This is a genomic window from Flavobacterium sp., assembly GCF_031411595.1.
Lineage (GTDB): Bacteria > Bacteroidota > Bacteroidia > Flavobacteriales > Flavobacteriaceae > Flavobacterium.
In genome coordinates this window covers 1-17454 of the sequence record NZ_JANOBI010000037.1, presented here as the reverse complement: position 1 = coordinate 17454, position 17454 = coordinate 1, and the positions used below count along the sequence as shown (strand labels likewise).

At 38.5% G+C, this 17454-nt stretch carries 13 protein-coding genes; 7 read left to right on the top strand and 6 right to left on the bottom strand.

Annotated features, from left to right (window positions below; all coding sequences use genetic code 11):
• The first annotated feature begins 7 nt into the window (after positions 1–7).
• The 3 genes from RMO03_RS09005 to RMO03_RS08995 are packed head-to-tail and all read left to right on the top strand — an operon-like array spanning position 8 to position 1501.
• Entirely contained in the window at positions 8–694 is a 687-nt protein-coding gene (locus tag RMO03_RS09005; protein WP_309641772.1) for an SCO family protein, read from the top strand.
• A 44-nt stretch (positions 695–738) separates the two neighbouring features.
• Positions 739–1281 carry a DUF420 domain-containing protein gene (locus RMO03_RS09000; RefSeq protein WP_309641809.1) on the top strand — a complete coding sequence of 181 codons (543 nt, stop codon included), beginning with the start codon at positions 739–741 and terminating at the stop codon, positions 1279–1281.
• 4 nt (positions 1282–1285) lie between these two features.
• Complete coding sequence (locus tag RMO03_RS08995) at positions 1286–1501, top strand: hypothetical protein (protein ID WP_309641771.1); 216 nt, start codon at positions 1286–1288, stop codon at positions 1499–1501.
• Here the strand turns inward: RMO03_RS08995 and RMO03_RS08990 are convergent.
• On the bottom strand, positions 1498–2895 hold the full coding sequence (locus tag RMO03_RS08990; protein ID WP_309641770.1) for a DUF4403 family protein: 1398 nt from the start codon (positions 2893–2895) through the stop codon (positions 1498–1500). The two genes, RMO03_RS08995 and RMO03_RS08990, sit on opposite strands and share 4 nt — an antisense overlap.
• 352 nt (positions 2896–3247) lie before the next feature.
• On the opposite strand from RMO03_RS08990, the gene RMO03_RS08985 reads away from it, so the two are divergent.
• Genes RMO03_RS08985 through tsaB form a run of 3 tightly spaced genes read left to right on the top strand, consistent with a single transcriptional unit; the run spans position 3248 to position 6591 of the window.
• The gene (locus RMO03_RS08985; RefSeq protein ID WP_309641769.1) at positions 3248–4609 is read left to right on the top strand and encodes a TolC family protein; all 1362 of its coding nucleotides are present in this window, start codon (positions 3248–3250) and stop codon (positions 4607–4609) included.
• A gap of 9 nt (positions 4610–4618) precedes the next feature.
• On the top strand, positions 4619–5923 hold the full coding sequence (locus RMO03_RS08980) for an efflux RND transporter periplasmic adaptor subunit (RefSeq protein WP_309641768.1): 1305 nt from the start codon (positions 4619–4621) through the stop codon (positions 5921–5923).
• The gene (gene tsaB / locus RMO03_RS08975; protein WP_309641767.1) at positions 5923–6591 is read left to right on the top strand and encodes a tRNA (adenosine(37)-N6)-threonylcarbamoyltransferase complex dimerization subunit type 1 TsaB; all 669 of its coding nucleotides are present in this window, start codon (positions 5923–5925) and stop codon (positions 6589–6591) included. Before RMO03_RS08980 ends, tsaB begins: the two co-directional genes overlap by 1 nt.
• Before the next feature lies 1 nt (position 6592).
• Here the strand turns inward: tsaB and RMO03_RS08970 are convergent, their stop codons facing one another.
• The 5 genes from RMO03_RS08970 to RMO03_RS08950 all read right to left on the bottom strand — a co-directional run bounded on the left by RMO03_RS08970 (position 6593) and on the right by RMO03_RS08950 (position 11792).
• Positions 6593–7267 carry a hypothetical protein gene (locus RMO03_RS08970; protein ID WP_309641766.1) on the bottom strand — a complete coding sequence of 225 codons (675 nt, stop codon included), beginning with the start codon at positions 7265–7267 and terminating at the stop codon, positions 6593–6595.
• 31 nt (positions 7268–7298) lie between these two features.
• Positions 7299–8117: a mechanosensitive ion channel domain-containing protein gene (locus tag RMO03_RS08965; protein ID WP_309641765.1), complete on the bottom strand. Its 819-nt coding sequence runs from the start codon at positions 8115–8117 to the stop codon at positions 7299–7301.
• A 71-nt stretch (positions 8118–8188) separates the two neighbouring features.
• Positions 8189–8599, bottom strand: a complete 411-nt coding sequence (locus RMO03_RS08960) for a YtxH domain-containing protein (protein WP_309641764.1) — start codon at positions 8597–8599, stop codon at positions 8189–8191.
• Positions 8600–8656: 57 nt separating this feature from the next.
• Positions 8657–10669: a thioredoxin domain-containing protein gene (locus tag RMO03_RS08955; RefSeq protein WP_309641763.1), complete on the bottom strand. Its 2013-nt coding sequence runs from the start codon at positions 10667–10669 to the stop codon at positions 8657–8659.
• A 226-nt stretch (positions 10670–10895) separates the two neighbouring features.
• Positions 10896–11792 (bottom strand): NifU family protein, encoded by an 897-nt coding sequence (locus RMO03_RS08950; RefSeq protein ID WP_309641762.1) that lies wholly within the window; start codon positions 11790–11792, stop codon positions 10896–10898.
• A 100-nt stretch (positions 11793–11892) separates the two neighbouring features.
• Here RMO03_RS08950 and RMO03_RS08945 point away from each other — a divergent pair.
• A partial coding sequence (locus RMO03_RS08945; protein ID WP_309641761.1) for a choice-of-anchor L domain-containing protein occupies positions 11893–17454 on the top strand: 5562 nt, incomplete at its 3' end.

Here is a 17454-nt window from a genome sequence, read left to right as displayed (position 1 = left end):
ATCACTCATGTTAAAAAATAAATCCTATATCGGAATTTCTTTTATCATTTTATTGTTCGGAATTTATGCCGTTCCTAAAATCATAACCCGAATTCAAAACGGTGATGTCGTCAAAGGCGAACGTTTGGATAATGTTTCCAATACGCAAACGAATGACGGGAAATTGCAAAAAATCGGCCCGGCTCCAAAGTTCGAATTGACCGATCAAAACAATAAAACAATCACGAATGCCGATTATAAAGGGAAAGTATATGTGTTGGAGTTTTTCTTTTCGACTTGCCCATCGATTTGCCCGATTATGAATAAAAGTATGATTGGAATTCAAAACCAATTCTTCGGAAACCCTAATTTCGGAATCGTTTCCATCACCATCGATCCGGAGCATGACACCGCTGAAGTTTTAAAAGCACATGCGGAAGCGTTAGGCGTAAAATCATCGAATTGGCATTTCTTAACGGGCGACAAAAAATATATTTATGACCTTGCCAATAAAGGATTTAATTTATATGCGGGCGAAAACAGTAAAGTCAATGGCGGATTCGAGCATTCGGGTTTGTTCGCATTGATCGATAAAAACGGAAACATCCGTTGCAGAAAAGACGATTATGGCAACCCAATTCTATATTATGATGGATTGGAAAAAGCAGGTGTAAAAGCCATTCAACAAGACATAGCAATTTTATTAAGAGAGTAATGGAAAACAATTTTACAGAAGATCAGAATCGGGAACAAACGGTGGTGAAAGAACATTCTATCGAGCATAAATTCGACAAATTCATCATTGCTGTTTCGATAGTAATTCCGGTTGTTGTGGCTATTTTATTTAGCGTAAAACTCAAAGATTTTGGAATTAAAGTGGAGCCACTTTCTTTTCTGCCGCCAATTTATGCGACAATCAACGGATTAACGGCTATCGTCTTGATAGTTGCCGTGAAAGCGATAAAAAACGGCAATCGAAAACTTCACGAAAGATTGATGACTTTTGCTATTGCACTTTCCGTACTTTTTTTAGTAATGTATGTTGCTTATCACATGACTTCAGATGCTACGAAATTCGGTGGTGAAGGCATGATTCGATTTGTGTATTTCTTCCTTTTGATTTCGCACATTCTCTTGTCGATTGCAGTGATTCCATTGGTTCTTGTGACTTATGTGCGTGCGCTAGCGGAACGTTTCGATCGCCATAAAAAAATAGCAAAAATTACCTATCCGATTTGGTTGTATGTTGCTGTGACCGGCGTTATTGTTTATTTGATGATTGCGCCTTACTATGTTTACTAAAGCTATGAGAACGACTTTCTTGCTTCTAGTATCTTGCCTCTTTTCTCTTTCCATGAATGCGCAATGTGCCATGTGTCGCGCCGCTTTAGAAGGTGAAGGCAACGTCAAAAAAGCCGAAGCAGTCAATGACGGCATCGTTTATCTAATGATGATTCCGTATATTTTAGTTGCGGTGATTGGGTTTGTGATTTATAAAATGTACCAAAAGAAAAAGGCTTAGTAGCCATCTACAGAAACCGATACATCACCATCGACTTTAATGAAAGCAATAATCGCTTTGTTGGTCAATTGCATGCGTTGGAATTGAATGTCTTTCAATGTTCCGTTTACGAAAACGCCAGGCATTGGCGCATAATTCTTCAAATATTTTTGCATACTCGATTTCCCTTCGTCCAAATTGGGTTGAATAGAATAGCGACAACTTTGCTGGATTTTCTTCAACACATAACCTTGAGCCAACCAGTTCGCAGTTTTCAACAATCTGCTTTTGGTATCAAGCACATAATTGAGATCGTCAAAATAAACTTCTTTTGTAGCATCATTATATTGCGGAAATCCACTCAGATAAATTTTACCATTGATGCTTCCGAGAACATCAAGCGCAATAATCATCTTGTTGTCTTTATGCCAAATCGAAACATTTTGAACGGTTATTTTTTTACTGCCGGTACCGAATTCTTGCCCAGCAAAATTCTTGGTCATAATTTTAGAAGCTTGCTCATAAGTTGATACAGCAACAATATTGGCCGTGACATGTTCGGGCATTTTAAGCACAGGTTTCAAGATGATTTTGTTGCGGTCGAATTGACTTTGAGGTTGTTGTCCGATTAATGTTTCCATCAGACATTTCAATCCCATTTCAAAAGCAATCGATTCTTTTTGAAGTTTGGCATCGGTCGTGTAAAGCTCTTGAGGTACAATGCGCAACCAGCTTTCGTAGCTTTCGTTCATTTGAAATGGCGTACAAATCTTTTCCAAAGCATCTAAAACATTGGGTTTGAAATCCATCGATTTGGCTATCGCAGCATCTATACTTTTTTCGATTTTTGTTTTGAATAAAGCAATGGTGGGATTGATTAAATAAGTGATTGGAACGGCTTTTCCGAAAACGGTTACGCTTGGACTTTCATTCCAATCCAATGATTTGAATTCGGTGTTGGTGCTCAATTTCCAATTTGTCAAGTGGATGTCACTGAGTAAAGTCACATTGCCATTGAAATTAAATTCTTTGGTATTGTAAAGGTCGATGCCCAATTTATTAGTGCCGATACGGTATTTGACATAAGCTTTTAAAGGCAAAACAGTTTTGATTTTACCGTTTAAATTCTCCAAAGTAATCGGCGCGAGTTTCCAGATTTTCATTTCCAAATCATCATCGTTGATGTTGTTGTCTTCGTAAATCAAACCAGTTAAAGTCTTGTTGGTTTGGTTTTCGATGTCTTTCAATTTGATTTTAACTGGAATATTGATGTATGATGTTGCGTTGTCATAAAGTAAAGGCGATGCGTCATCGGCTTCTGGTTTTAAAGCTTCGATTTTTTGGGTAGTGCTGCAACCTACGAGAATTAAAACGGAAAATGAAAATAATAGAAACGAACGGAAACGAGTTGGCATTTTTATAGAATTTGTTGTCCGCAAAATTAATCAAACGATAATTATTTTTAATTGATTAAAGGAAACTTTATACCAATTACTTTAAATATAATACACTTAGCGGCTTCGCGCCTTTGCGAGCGAATTTAATATCTCGCAAAGACGCGAAGTCGCAAAGCCAAAAATCTTTTAAAAACCATTGATAATTATTTTATTTCAACGCGATGTGTAACAAAAAATAATAGCTCAAGTCTAACCGATTTCAGGTTCAATACTTTTGATTAGATTCTTAATAAGCATCGCTATTTTGAAGAAAACTAAGATTAAAATTAAAATTGTACTGTACCTTTGTAACACTATCATCAAGCAAAACATGAAGAAAATATTTCACTTTACTTTCCTTTTGATTGTCGGTTGGTCATCGCAAGCGCAATCTAAAAAATGGACGTTGGAAGAATGTGTGCAATATGCTTTAGAACACAATATCAGCATCAAGCAAACCGCATTAGATTCGCAAACTGCACAAATTAGTAAAAGCAGCGCATTAGGAAGTTTTTTGCCGAGCATTAACGCCACTGCATCTCATTCATGGAATATCGGATTAAATACCAATATTGTAACCAACGCTTTAGAAAATGAAACTACACAATTTACTTCAGCAGGCTTAGATTCAGGAATCGATATTTATAAAGGGCTTCAAAATCAGAATAATTTCAGAAAAGCCAAACTGTCAATCGTTGCCGCACAATACCAATTGTCTAAAATGAAAGATGACATTTCATTGAATGTTGCCAATGCGTATTTGCAAATTCTGTTTAATAAAGAAAATATCAAAGTTCAAAACGAACAATTAGACATCAATCAAAAACAATTGACGCGCACTCAAGAATTGGTCAATGCGGGTTCAATTCCAAGAGGCGATCTTTTGGATATTAAAGCCACGGTTGCCGGCGATAAACAGCGTGTTATTGCTGCAGAAAATACGTTGTTGATTTCTAAGTTAAGCTTGGCGCAATTACTGCAATTAGAAGATTTCCAAAATTTTGATATTGTTGATGCGGATTATGAAGCGAAACAAAGTGAAGTGATGTTTCAAACTCCGGAAGCCATCTATCAAAAAGCAAGAGAAGAACGTGTTGAAGTGAAGATTGCCAAAACCAATTTAGAAATTGCTGAGAAAGATGTTCAGATTTCTAAAGGTGCTTACCAACCTACATTACAAGGTTTTTATAGATTCAATACGAGAATATCATATGCAGAAGTTCCCACTTTTGACGCCACTGGAAATTTTACAGGTTATGGAAATCCTGCACCATTTTTCAATCAGTTTAGCGATAACAAAGGACATAATTTTGGGGTGCAACTCAACCTTCCAATATTGAATGGGTTTTCAGCAAGAAATGGCGTTGCCCGTTCGAAGGTAGCTTTAGAGCGCAGTAAAATAGCGTTGTCACAAAGTGAATTGGATTTAGAACGCAATGTGTTTACAGCTTATACCGATGCCAAAGGTGCCTACAATACTTATGAATCAGCGGTTGCTGCACTGGAAGCCAGAGAAAGTGCTTTCAATTATGCCAAAGAACGATACGCCGTCGGAATGATGAATGCTTTCGATTTTAACCAAGCGCAGAGTTTGTTTGCCAATGCACAATCGGAAGTTTTGCGCACCAAATACGATTATATTTTTAAAACCAAAATTGTCGAGTTCTATTTTGGATTACAGATTCTTAAATAAATTGAAGTCATGTCAAAAAAAACAACCTATTATTTAATTGCAGCCACCGTTATTTTAGTCATTGTATTAGTGGTGCTTTCTAAAAAAGGAATTATTGGAAACAAAGAAAAGATAACCGATGTCGAAGTGGCCAAAGCCGATACGATGACGATTGTAGAAACCGTTTCTGCTACAGGTAAAATTCAACCCGAAATTGAAGTCAAAATTTCTTCTGAAGTATCAGGTGAAATCATCGCATTGCCTGTAAAAGAAGGACAAGTCGTAAAGAAAGGTGATTTGTTGGTAAAAATTAACCCAGATTTATATACTTCAGGTTACAACAGAACCATTGCCGGATTATCGCAAACCAAAGCAGGTTTGGGTCAAGCTGATGCATCGTTTCAAGAAGCCAAATCGAATTATGACAGAAGCAAAACCTTGTTCGATAAAGGCATCATTTCAAAATCAGATTGGGATAAAGCAGTTTCTGCATTTGAAGGTGCAAAAGCCAACAAGCAATCGGCGTATTACAATGTGCAAAGTGCGTCTGCTACGGTGAATGAAGCTAAAGATAACTTGGGAAGAACGACCATTTATGCGCCAGCTGATGGAACGATTTCGATGTTGAATGTAGAATTGGGCGAACGTGTTTTAGGAACACAACAAATGACAGGAACCGAAATTCTGCGTGTGGCCAACCTCAATAATATGGAAGTGGAAGTCGATGTGAATGAAAATGACATCGTAAAAATAAATGTTGGTGATTCCGCTAACGTTGAAGTGGATGCGTATTTGAAAAAGAAATTCAAAGGCATTGTGACGAGTATTTCTAATTCGGCAAGTACGACATTAACAGCTGATCAGGTGACTAATTTTAAAGTGAAAGTTAGAATTTTAAAAGAATCATATCAAGATTTATTGGTGGGAAAACCATTGACATATTCGCCATTCAGACCGGGAATGACCGCAACAGTTGATATCATTACGACTCGAAAAGAAAATGTTTTAGCGGTTCCCATTAGCGCTGTTGTGGTGAAGTCTGATACGACTGCAGTGAAGAAAATCGAAATAGAAGATCCAAATTCTGAAGAAAATAAAGTCAAACCTAAAAGCGATAAAAAATACGAATGTGTCTTTGTGAAAGTCGGCGATAAATCGAAAATCAGAATTATCAAAACCGGCATTCAAGACGACACCAACATCGAAGTTACGCAAGGTATTAAAAAAGGCGATGTTATTATTGTCGGTCCATACACGACAGTAACTAAAGATTTAAATTCGGGCGATAAAGTCAAAATTGCTTCGAAAACAAATCCAGTTGAATCCAAAAAATAATGACTTACATTCTCAATATTGAAACGTCGACCAAGAATTGTTCGGTCTCGATAGCGCAAGATGGCACTACATTATTGTGCATGGAAATCGCTGAATCGGGCTATTCTCATGCTGAAAAATTACATGTATTCATAGAGGAATTATTACTGGAATTGCAATTAAATTACAAAGATTTAAATGCCATAGCCGTCAGCCAAGGACCGGGTTCTTATACGGGATTGCGTATTGGTATTTCTGCCGCTAAAGGTTTGTGTTATGCTCTGAATATTCCTATGATTGCTGTAGATACTTTGGAAATTTTAGCAAGACAACTTTCCATTTCAGAAGGTTTCATCATTCCGATGATTGATGCAAGAAGAATGGAAGTATACAGTGCCGTTTTCAATGCACAATACCAAAAAATAAGAAATACAAAAGCCGAAATTATTACAGAAGATTCTTTTTTGGCATTCGGAGGTACAATACATTTTGTAGGCGACAGCTCAGAAAAATGCAAAACGATTTTGACACAATCTAATTTTGTTTTTGAAGACCATATTGTGTTTCCTTCCGCTAATGAAATGAGTTCGTTGAGTTACATAAAATACCAAAATAAAGATACAGTTGATGTAGCTTATTTTGAACCGTACTATTTGAAAGACTTTATGACCACTGCGCCAAAGAAGTAATTTACCCAGCTAAAAACGCGATGATTTTAATACGATCTTCATCTGCGTCAAAATCGATTTTGTTTTCTTTTACAAATGCTTCTATAGCTTCCTTTTTATCGGGATATAATTTTATAAGTTGTTTTTTGCTATCGGGAAATGGAATAATACTTTCTGCCTTTGTTTTTAAAAAATACGAATAGCTTACTTTTGAATAACGAGCAGGCAAGTCACTTTCTTGAGAATTTCTGGCCTTTTTGCCGGCATAATAAGTTATCGCTTCTTTTTTATACAACGCAAAACTGCCGTTGGCATACAGCTCAACTAAAAACCCTTTCATACGCCCTTTGGTAGAAGAAATATAATTCACATAACTATATTTTTTATGAGGGTTTGTGAACGTAATATTATTGATGTTATCAGTCTTTATCATTTCTAAAGTGTCGTTTTTGAACGTAATGAATTCAAAATTATCACTATAAGCATTATATCTCATAAAATGCTTTTGGTCAATGTTCTCAATTTCTGCATAGGCAAACTTGCTCTGAGTGTATGGCGTTCCTAAAATTCGATTTGTTTCACTTTTCGGATTATGAAAAATCTTACCTTCCACATTCACATTTAGATTCTGCATTTGCGAAAATGAAACCAAAGGGATAAAGAATACAATGATGGAAACGAAAATTATTTTTCTCATGATGGTGAATTATGTTATAAATGTAAAAAACTTATTTCGAAGTTTCCCGAACAAAAGGCTGATAATCGATTTTAGATTGGTCGAAAGCCGTTTTGCAATCTTCCAAAATGAATGAAGTAACATCAGCAAAATCTTCATTCTTTACCCAAGCTCGAATAGCTATTTTTATTCCAGAATCCGTTAACTCTTTTACGGAAACAGTAGCGACAGGGTGTTTTAAAATTTTGGGATTGGTATTTAAAATTCCGGTAATAATGTCTTTAACATCTTTAATATTGGTGTCATAAGAAACGCCAATTGTCAAATCTGTTCTGCGGGTTGTTTGCTTAGAATAATTGATAATCGTTCCGTTAGACAAAGCGCCATTAGGAACAAAAATGACCTGGTTATTGGCGGTTAATAATTGCGTGACAAAGATTTGAATATCGATGACAGTTCCTGATACGCCTTGCGCTTCTATAGTATCACCAAGTTTAAAAGGCTTGAAAAGAATAATCAACATGCCGCCTGCAAAATTAGATAATGAGCCTTGCAGAGATAAACCCACCGCCAATCCTGCGGCTCCGAGAATCGTTAGAAATGAAGAAGATTCAATACCCAATTTTGAAATAACAGCGATGAATAATATGATTCTCAATCCCCAAAAAATAATGTCCGATAAAAACTCAATCAGTGTTTGATCAACTTCCCGACGCATCATGATTTTTCGTGAAATGGATGTGATGAAACGGATCGCCCAAATACCGATGATTAACAGCAACAAGGCAGCTACCAGTTTCGGAGCATAGTCAATCAAGACTTTTGTTAGTGAATTGGCATATTGGTCGATGAGGTCTATTCGTAATTCCATGTATAAAGTAATAAAAAACCTTCCCAAAATGAGAAGGTTATATTCATTGCAAAAATAGTTTTTTTTAAGATTTAATCAGCATCTTCTTCGATTCTGTTTGCTGTTTTTTCAACAGTTTCTTTTGCTTCTTCTGAACCGTCATCCATCAGATTATTGACTTTATCTTTAGCAATTTCTACGGTTTCTGAGATTTTCTCTTTTGCATCTGCAACAAATTCTTCCGCTTTTGCCATCGCCGGTGCTGCTTTTTCTTTGACGGTTTCTATCACTTCGCCAATTGTTTCCCCTGCTTTTTCAGAATATTCACTTGCTTTTTCTTTGGCAATTTCAGCGTATTCTTCTGCTTTTTCAAGCATTGGTGCTGTTGCTTCTTTGGCTTTTTCTACGGTGTCGTTTATTAAATCGCCGGCTTTGTTTCCCATTTCTTCAGCAGATTCTTTGGCCGAACCGAACAGATTTTTAAAAAATGATCCTAATCCCATGGTGTGTGTTTTATTGGTTAATTCTCAAATTTACAAAAAAAAGAAAAGGATTTCTTTTTATGAGGTTAAATCTTTGAAAGCCGCTTCAAAATGCTCTTGAGGCAAATCGCAAGTTTTGTTTTGACAGACATAAAACAGATTTTTTTGTTCAACAAAACGTTCGGCTAGGAAAGGCAATGAGGACTGTTGTGTTGTTCCGGCTATAACGACATTTGGAATGTATTCTTGGTTATATTGGGCACTAAATAGCACCGCATCTTTTGAGCAAATGGCCAATTCTTTCTGTTGTGGCGACAAGTTTAAAAAAGCATCAAGCCAATTCGAAAAGGCAGACGGATAATCAATGTTTGGAATTATTTTATGAATCATTTCAGTGCTTATTTTTTCATAATAGGAATGATTGAAATAAATGCTGAGTCGATATAAATTCTTCGCAATGATTGAGTTCGACGCAGGAATCACATTGTCTTCAGTTTCATAATGTGTTGTGATTAATGCTTCGTCGAGATCAGATTTGAAAGTAAAAAACGAACTGGTTTTATCATAAAAATGTTCTAAACTATAATCTGCTAATTGCTTAGAATATTGCAACCATTTTTCATCAAAGGTAACTTCATACAACGCAATGAAAGCCTCGATAACCGTAGCATAATCTTCCAAAAATCCGTTGATGCTGGCTTGGTTGTTTTTATAACTATGCAATAAATTGCCTTCGGGCGACCAAAGTTTTTGGATGATGAATGCGGCGTTTTGGTGTGCGATTTCTAAATAGTTTTGGTCATGTAAAGCTTTGTATGCATCGACAAAACCTTTCAGCATTAAGGCATTCCATGATGTTAGGCATTTGTCATCGAGTCTGGGTTTGCTTCGGTTTTCACGAACGGCATACAACATTTTTTCCCATTGTTGTTTTTTAGTTTGTAATGCTACAACGCTGATTTCGTTCTGTTTAGAAATGGCTTCGAGCGTTTGACTTTGAATCAAAACATAGTGGTCGTGTTCCCAATGCCCAAACGGATTGATGTTGAAAACGATGCTAAATAAATCGAAATCTTCCTTTAGAATTTCCTTTAATTCGATTTCCGTCCAAACATAAAAGGCACCTTCTTCAAGATGTGCTTCTTGGTTTAAACTGTCGGCGTCGAGTGCGCTATAGAAAGCACCTTCGTCGGTAAGCCATTCCCGCGTAACAAATGACAATGTTTTTTCGATGACTTCTTTATATAGTGGATTTTTGGTTCGTTTGTAGGCATCGGCGTAAAGCGAAACGAGTTGGCCGTTGTCGTACAACATTTTTTCGAAATGCGGAACATGCCATTTCATATCAACAGAATAACGTGAAAATCCACCGTCGATGGTATCGAAAAGGCCACCGTACGCCATTTTGGTTAAAGTTAAATCGACGAAATCTAAAAGTGCTTGGTCGTTGTTTTGAAATCCGTAACGCATCAGAAAAGCGTAGTTGTTGGGCATCATAAATTTGGGAGCGCGTGCCATACCACCGAAATCATTGTCGAAACTTTTCTTCCATTTTTCTATTAGAGGTAAGATCAAATCCTGTAACACTTCGGTTTTTGATTCGGGGATAATAGAAAGACTTTCCAATCCGGTTTGTAATTTTTCGGCATACTCGAGCATTTTTTCGGGTTGCGATTGATACAATTCTTGCAGTTGTTCTAAGGAATTAATCCATTCGTTTTTGCGGAAATAGGTGCCACCCCAAATCGGTCTGCCGTCGGGAAGTGTGACAATATTTAATGGCCAGCCGCCGCGTCCGGTCATGATTTGAATGGCTTTCATATAGACTGCATCGACATCGGGGCGTTCTTCGCGATCGACTTTAATGTTGGTGAAATGTGCATTCATGGTTTGGGCGACTTCGTTGTCTTCGAAACTTTCATGTTCCATCACGTGACACCAATGACAGGCCGAATAGCCGATGCTGACGATGATGAGTTGGTTGTTGGTTTTGGCTTGGGATAAAGTATTGGAATTCCATGCTTTCCAGTGTACGGGATTGTTGGCGTGTTGGAGTAGGTATGGGCTGGTTTCTTTGGATAATTCGTTCATGGTTTTTAATGGATTGTAAGATTTTAAGACTCTAAGATTGTAAGAAAGAGGCGTCTTATAGTCTCAAAATCTTACAATCTTAAAGTCAAAGCCCTAGCCCCGATTGGAACGGTATCCTTTTCTGCCGGCGTTCGGCAGAAAAGATTTAGTGGAAAGCGGGATTAGCTCCTAATAAAAAAGCGCTTCAAAAAAGAAACGCTTAAAGGTATAATTTTTTATTTTTTAGTTAGCCGTTAAGTGCTTCTACTTTGATGTTTTCGTCGTTGAGCATGTCTTTGAGCATGTTTTCGATGCCGCTTTTCAGGGTGAATGTCGATGATGGACAACCGTTGCACGCACCTTGTAAAATCACTTTGACGCGTTTTTCTTTTTCGTCATACGAATCGAATAAAATATTGCCACCATCAGCTGCTACTGCAGGTTTTACGTATTCTTCGAGGATGTTGATGATTTGTTGTGAAGTGGTGTCGAGGTTGTCGAAATTCTCGATTTTTTGCTTTTCTATTTTTGGAGTTGCGATGAAACTTTCGTCGAGTACGGTGCCGCCATTTTCGATGAAAAGTTTGATGAACGAGCGCAGTTCTAGTGTGATGTCGTTCCATTCGTAGCTCTCGTATTTGCTTACGGAAATATAATTTTCGTCGATGAAAATTTCTTTAACATATGGAAAATTGAACAATTCTTTGGCGAGCGGCGAAGGTAGGGTTTCGTCGATATTTTTGAATTCGACCGCATTTTTGGTCACCATTTTATTGACTACAAATTTGAGTGTTGCCGGATTTGGTGTGGTTTCGCCGTATACGGTTACGGGTTGTTTTTGGGTTTTGGTTTCGTCGGCTTTGATGATGATGCCGCCTTGGGTTACGAAATTTTCGATTTGCTCGGCAACGGCTTCTTTGACATCGTCCCATTCGACAATATTGTAGCGTTCGATGGCAATGAAATTTCCTGAAATGTATACCGACTTCACGAAAGGCAAGTAGAATAGTTGTTGTGCCAGCGGTGAATTTTTGGCTTCGTCGATATTTTTGAATTCGAAACTTTCGTTTTGGGTGATAAAATCGGGAAATTCGAATTTAAGAATGGTAGGATTTTGTGTTTCTTTTATGGCAATTTTAGTCATGATGGAGTATTTTCTGCAAATTTAACAAAGTTATTTTGAGCATTTATTTATATTTGGGCAATTAAGCATTAATTTAACTTTTAGCCTGTTACTTATTGGGATGAAAAATAAAGTACTGATTCTATTTTTGTTTTTGGGTTCTGCTGTTAATGCCCAATTGATTGTTAACAATACAGCTAAGACTCCAGCGCAATTGGTTCAGAATGTTCTTGTTGGTAACGGTGTAGTGCCAACCAATATTAAGTTTAATAGATCTTCAGCACAGGCTACAGCAATAAGAGATCAGGCTGCAGAATTCAGCACTAATTTTAATGCTACGAATTTGGGTCTCGATGCGGGAATTTTACTTACTACGGGGCAAGCCACTATTGCTAATGAACCAAATAATGCAGGAAATAGATCATTAACAACTACTACAGTAACTCAAGGAGATGTGGATTTGGCTTTATTGTCAGGACAAGCTATCAATAATGTGTCGATTTTAGAGTTTGATTTTGTGGCTACAGGTTTGGTTTTGAATTTTGATTATGTTTTTGCTTCAGAAGAATATCCCGAATGGACTGCTTCCGCTTTCAATGATACTTTTGGATTCTTTTTGAGTGGAATGGGTTTGGCCGGGCCATATTCTGGCGGGGCCATCAACATCGCTTTAACACCAACTACGAATACAGCCAATAACGTAGTGTCGATTGGGAATGTAAACAATGGAACAGCAAATGCAGGACCTTGCAGAAATTGTACTTATTATGTAAGCAACGGAATAGGTACAACTCCTGGCGTAAATGCAAGTATTCAATATGACGGATTTACAACACCGCTTAGAGCCACAGCGCCTTTAGTTTGTGGAGAAACTTATCATATTAAATTAGCAGTTGCCAACGCAGGTCCCGGAAATGACAACATATTTGACTCCGCAGTTTTCATAAAAAACTTTAGAATACAGCCGCTGGAACTATCTGTTAGTGGTGGCCTTTTCGGAGATACGATTACCCTTTGTTATGGTCAAACAGCAGCAATTAATTCTGGCGTTACACCTAGCGCAAATATTTTAAAATGGTATCAAGATGGCGTATTACTTCCTACTGAAGTGAATCCTGATTTACCAATTACACAAAGTGGTGTATATACTTTTGAAGAGTATACACCTAGTGGATGTCGATTGTCTGTAGATGATATTACGATAGTATATTTACCACAAATCACAGCCACTCAGCCTTTAGATCTTACTTTGTGTACATTGTTGCCGGCACCTTATGAGTTTAATATTGATCAGACGAGTTTAATGTCTTCTACTTTATCAACTCCTTCAGATTACGAAATCATTTATTATAACACGAATGCTGGTGGAGAAGCTGATTATGGCCTCTCTAACGGCGTCATTCCTGATGCCGATTTAGCTTCGTATTTTATTCCAGGAACGACAGCGACGATTTGGGTAAGAATTCATCAGTTTTCTACGGATTGTGCGATTGTAAAAACATTTAATTTGAATGTGATTCCTTCACCTTCAGGAACGATATCGTATGCTGCAAGTCCGTATTGCAATAATATACTCACGCCACAACCAATAACCAATACTGCTTTAACACCGGGCGGAACTTATTCAGCTTCACCTGCGGGTTTAATTATAGACCCTGCAACAGGAGCCATAACCCCTTTTGGCAGCACCGTTGACGATTATATTGTGACTTACGAAATTCCTGCAACAGGAGACTGTGCGTTGTTTACGGTTGATACACCTGTTAGTATTGAAGCTTGTACTTGCACCGTCACTGCTTCGTCCTCTTTGCAGACGGTATGTGTGAATACACCAATAACGGCAATAACCTATACTTCATCAACTGGAGCAACAGCGGGTTCTGTTCCTATTGCGGATTTACCGCCAGGAGTTACAGGATCTTTTTCAGGGAATACTTTTACGATTTCAGGAACGCCAACTGTGGTAGGGAATTATACGTTTACGGTTACTTGTCAAACAGGTATTACAGACACTTGTACTTCGGTTACAACCATAGAAGTTAAAAACCAACCCGATGCAGGATTAGGCGGATCGACAATAGTTTGTGATAGCAGTACAACTCCGATTGATTTATACGGATTGGTTGCAGGAGAACAAACCGGTGGAACTTGGTCACGATTAACAGGAACCGGCGGTACGCTTGATACAACTAATGGTACTTTTACGCCGGCATTGGGAGCGACTACAAGTACATTCAGATATCTTATCACAGCTGCGCTACCTTGCATTGATGATAGTAGCGATGTTACTGTAACCATCAATCCACAGCCAAATGCTGGAACTGCTGGTAATACTGCGATTTGTGAAAGTGACACTACCCTTATTGATTTATATAGTTTAATTGCCGGCGAACAAGCAGGAGGAACTTGGACGCGCCTAACAGGAACCGGAGGTTTATTTAATCCGGCAGCGGGAACATTCACAGCAGCAGTTGGAGCTACAGATAGTACTTTTCAGTATGAGATTTTAGGAACTTTACCTTGTGTCAATTCAACCAGTATAGCCACAATAAATATCAATCCGCAACCCAATGCAGGAGTAGCTGGAGTGCCTTTGGTGATATGCGATAGTAGTGTTGCAATAATCAATTTATTCAATTTAATTACTGGCGAACAAACAGGCGGAACTTGGACACGATTAACAGGAATCGGCGGAACTTTTGATGCGATTAATGGTACTTTCACTCCGGCAACTGGTGCTACTGACAGTACTTTTCAATATGAAATTTTAGGAACGCTGCCATGTGTTACTTCCAGCAGTATTGCGACTATTAATATCAACGCAGTTCCTGATGCCGGAACAGCAGTCGTGGGCACTACGATTTGTGATAGCGATACAACCATGATTGATTTGTATGGATTAATTAATGGCGAACAAACCGGCGGAACATGGACACAATTGACAGGAACAGGAGGAACGTTTGATCCGATTAATGGTACTTTTTCGCCTGCAACAGGAGCATTAACAAGTACATTTAGATATACAATATTCGGAGTTTTACCTTGTGTTGACGATACTGCCGATGTGACGATAACCATTCATGCGCAACCGAATGCAGGTGTAGCCGGAAATGACACGATTTGCGATAGCAGTACCACGATGATTAATTTGTATGGATTAATTTCCGGAGAACAAACAGGCGGAACATGGACTAGATTGACTGGAACTGGCGGAACATTTGACGCCATTAACGGGACTTTCACGCCTGCCGTCGGAGCTACTGACAGTACTTTTCAATATGAGATTGCAGGAACTTCACCATGTGTCAATTCGAGTAGTGTAGCTACAATATATATTCATGCGCAACCTGATGCCGGAACAGCCGCAGCACCATTATTAGTTTGTGATAACAGTAACACAGCGATAGATTTGTTTGGTTTAATATCAGGTGAACAATTGGGTGGTGTTTGGACACGCGTTATCGGAACCGGCGGAATTTTCGATGCCATAGCAGGAACATTCACGCCAACACCAGGCGCTATTTCCAGTGTTTTTGATTACAATATTGTAGGAACGTTTCCTTGTGTCGATGACAATAGCCAAGTGAGTATTGCTGTTATTGCATCACCTAATGCAGGAAATGATGGAGTAACCACAGTATGTGATAGTAGTACGGCGGCAATCAATTTATACAATTTAATAACGGGCGGACAAGCAGGTGGAACTTGGACACGATTGACAGGAACCGGCGGTATTTTTAATGCATTATTAGGCACTTTTACACCAGCTCCCGGAGCCATTACCAGCACTTTTAGATACACGGTGAATGGCGTTTTACCATGCCCGAATGATACAAGTGATGTTATTATTAATATCAATGCACAACCTAATGCAGGCGTTAATGGAGCACCAATAGAAGTTTGCGAAAATAGTACAACAGCCATTGATTTGTATTCATTAATTAATGGAGAACAGTCTGGAGGAACGTGGACGCGACTTACAGGATTAGGCGGAATATTCGATGCGACAAACGCCACTTTTACACCTTCATTAGGAGCGACGAATAGTACTTTTAACTATGAAATTTCGGGAACTTTACCGTGTGTAAATTCTAGTAGTATTGCTACGATTAATGTCAATGCACAGCCAGATGCCGGTGTTGATGGTTCGACAGGAATTTGCGATAGTAGTACCATTGCAATCGATTTATATTCACTCATTACCGCAGAACAATCAGGCGGGACATGGGCTAGAAGTACAGGTTCAGGAGGTTTGTTTAATTCCGTATTAGGAACATTCACGCCATTATCAGGAGCAACATCTAGTACTTTTACTTATTCTTTAATAGGAACTTCACCTTGTTCCAATGACAGCAGTTTAGCCACAGTCAATATCAACGCGCAACCTAATGCAGGATTGGACGGGTCTACTGCCATTTGTGATAGTAGCTCGGTATTGATTGATTTATACGGTTTAATCGCAGGAGAACAAACCGGCGGAATTTGGAGCAGAACATCAGGAACAGGCGGAACTTTTGACGCAGCCAACGGTACATTTATACCAGGAGTTGGAGCCACCACAAGTATATTTAAGTATACGCTGATTGGAACTTCTCCTTGTTTGGATGATGATAGTTTGGCGACAGTCAATATTAATACACAGCCTAATGCTGGTGTTGACGGAGCTCCACAAGTAGTTTGTGAAAGCGCATCAACAACCGTTGATTTATTTGCATTAATATCAGGAGAACAACCCGGCGGAACATGGGCAAGAACTTCAGGAACTGGAGGAAATTTTAATGCTTCAGCAGGAACTTTCATTCCTTTAGCTGGATCGACATCGAGTACATTTACCTATACGATTCTTGGCACAGCACCATGTACGAATGATAGTAGTTTGGCTACAGTGGATATTCTCCCAATGGCAAATATTTTGTTGACATCTGGAGTTAGCATACAAAATCTTTGTATCAATACAAGCATATCACCGATACAGTATACTACTAATAATGCTATAAGCGCATCGATTACTTCTGGTGGATTACCATTAGGTGTGAATGCGATTTTCTCAGCCGGTGTTCTTACGATAAGCGGTACAGCATTGGAAACAGGCACATTTAATTTTGTAGTTTCTACATTAGGCGGTTGTTCCAGTGCTTCATTGAGCGGCTCATTGGTTGTAAAACCTGAAGTAGAATTGATTTTAACATCAGCACCGATTACGACTTTCCAAAGTGCTTGTATGAATACGCCTATTACACCAATTAAGTATAGTGTCAATAATGGCGCAACAAGTGCAACGGTTACGGGTCTTCCAACAGGTATTTCAGGTGTTTATAATGCCGGGGTTTTCACCATTTCTGGATCTACAGCAACTGTTGGTTCGTTTCCTTATGTAGTGACAACCGTTGGTGGTTGTGGTACCGATACTAAAAATGGAACCATCACGATTAATCCGAATGTTACGATTGCTTTGACATCACCGATAGCTACAGTGTCACAATCTATTTGTATTAATGAACCGATAGTTCCGATTAGTTATGTAGTTGGCAATGGTGCCACCGGAGCTTCATTAATTTCAGGAACGGTGCCTAACGGAATTCAAGGTACTTTCAATCAGATTACCAAAGTATTTACGATTAGCGGGATTGCTATCGAATCAGGCGTCTTTACCTATGTTATTTCGACAACAGGAGGTTGCGGT

Coding starts and splice junctions, on each gene's coding strand:
- RMO03_RS08965 (WP_309641765.1), bottom strand. CDS start 8,117: ATGGAATTACGAATAGACCTCATCGACCAATATGCCAATTCACTAACA.
- RMO03_RS08990 (WP_309641770.1), bottom strand. CDS start 2,895: ATGCCAACTCGTTTCCGTTCGTTTCTATTATTTTCATTTTCCGTTTTA.
- RMO03_RS08960 (WP_309641764.1), bottom strand. CDS start 8,599: ATGGGATTAGGATCATTTTTTAAAAATCTGTTCGGTTCGGCCAAAGAA.
- RMO03_RS08970 (WP_309641766.1), bottom strand. CDS start 7,267: ATGAGAAAAATAATTTTCGTTTCCATCATTGTATTCTTTATCCCTTTG.
- RMO03_RS08955 (WP_309641763.1), bottom strand. CDS start 10,669: ATGAACGAATTATCCAAAGAAACCAGCCCATACCTACTCCAACACGCC.
- RMO03_RS08985 (WP_309641769.1), top strand. CDS start 3,248: ATGAAGAAAATATTTCACTTTACTTTCCTTTTGATTGTCGGTTGGTCA.
- RMO03_RS08995 (WP_309641771.1), top strand. CDS start 1,286: ATGAGAACGACTTTCTTGCTTCTAGTATCTTGCCTCTTTTCTCTTTCC.
- tsaB (WP_309641767.1), top strand. CDS start 5,923: ATGACTTACATTCTCAATATTGAAACGTCGACCAAGAATTGTTCGGTC.
- RMO03_RS08950 (WP_309641762.1), bottom strand. CDS start 11,792: ATGACTAAAATTGCCATAAAAGAAACACAAAATCCTACCATTCTTAAA.
- RMO03_RS09005 (WP_309641772.1), top strand. CDS start 8: ATGTTAAAAAATAAATCCTATATCGGAATTTCTTTTATCATTTTATTG.
- RMO03_RS08980 (WP_309641768.1), top strand. CDS start 4,619: ATGTCAAAAAAAACAACCTATTATTTAATTGCAGCCACCGTTATTTTA.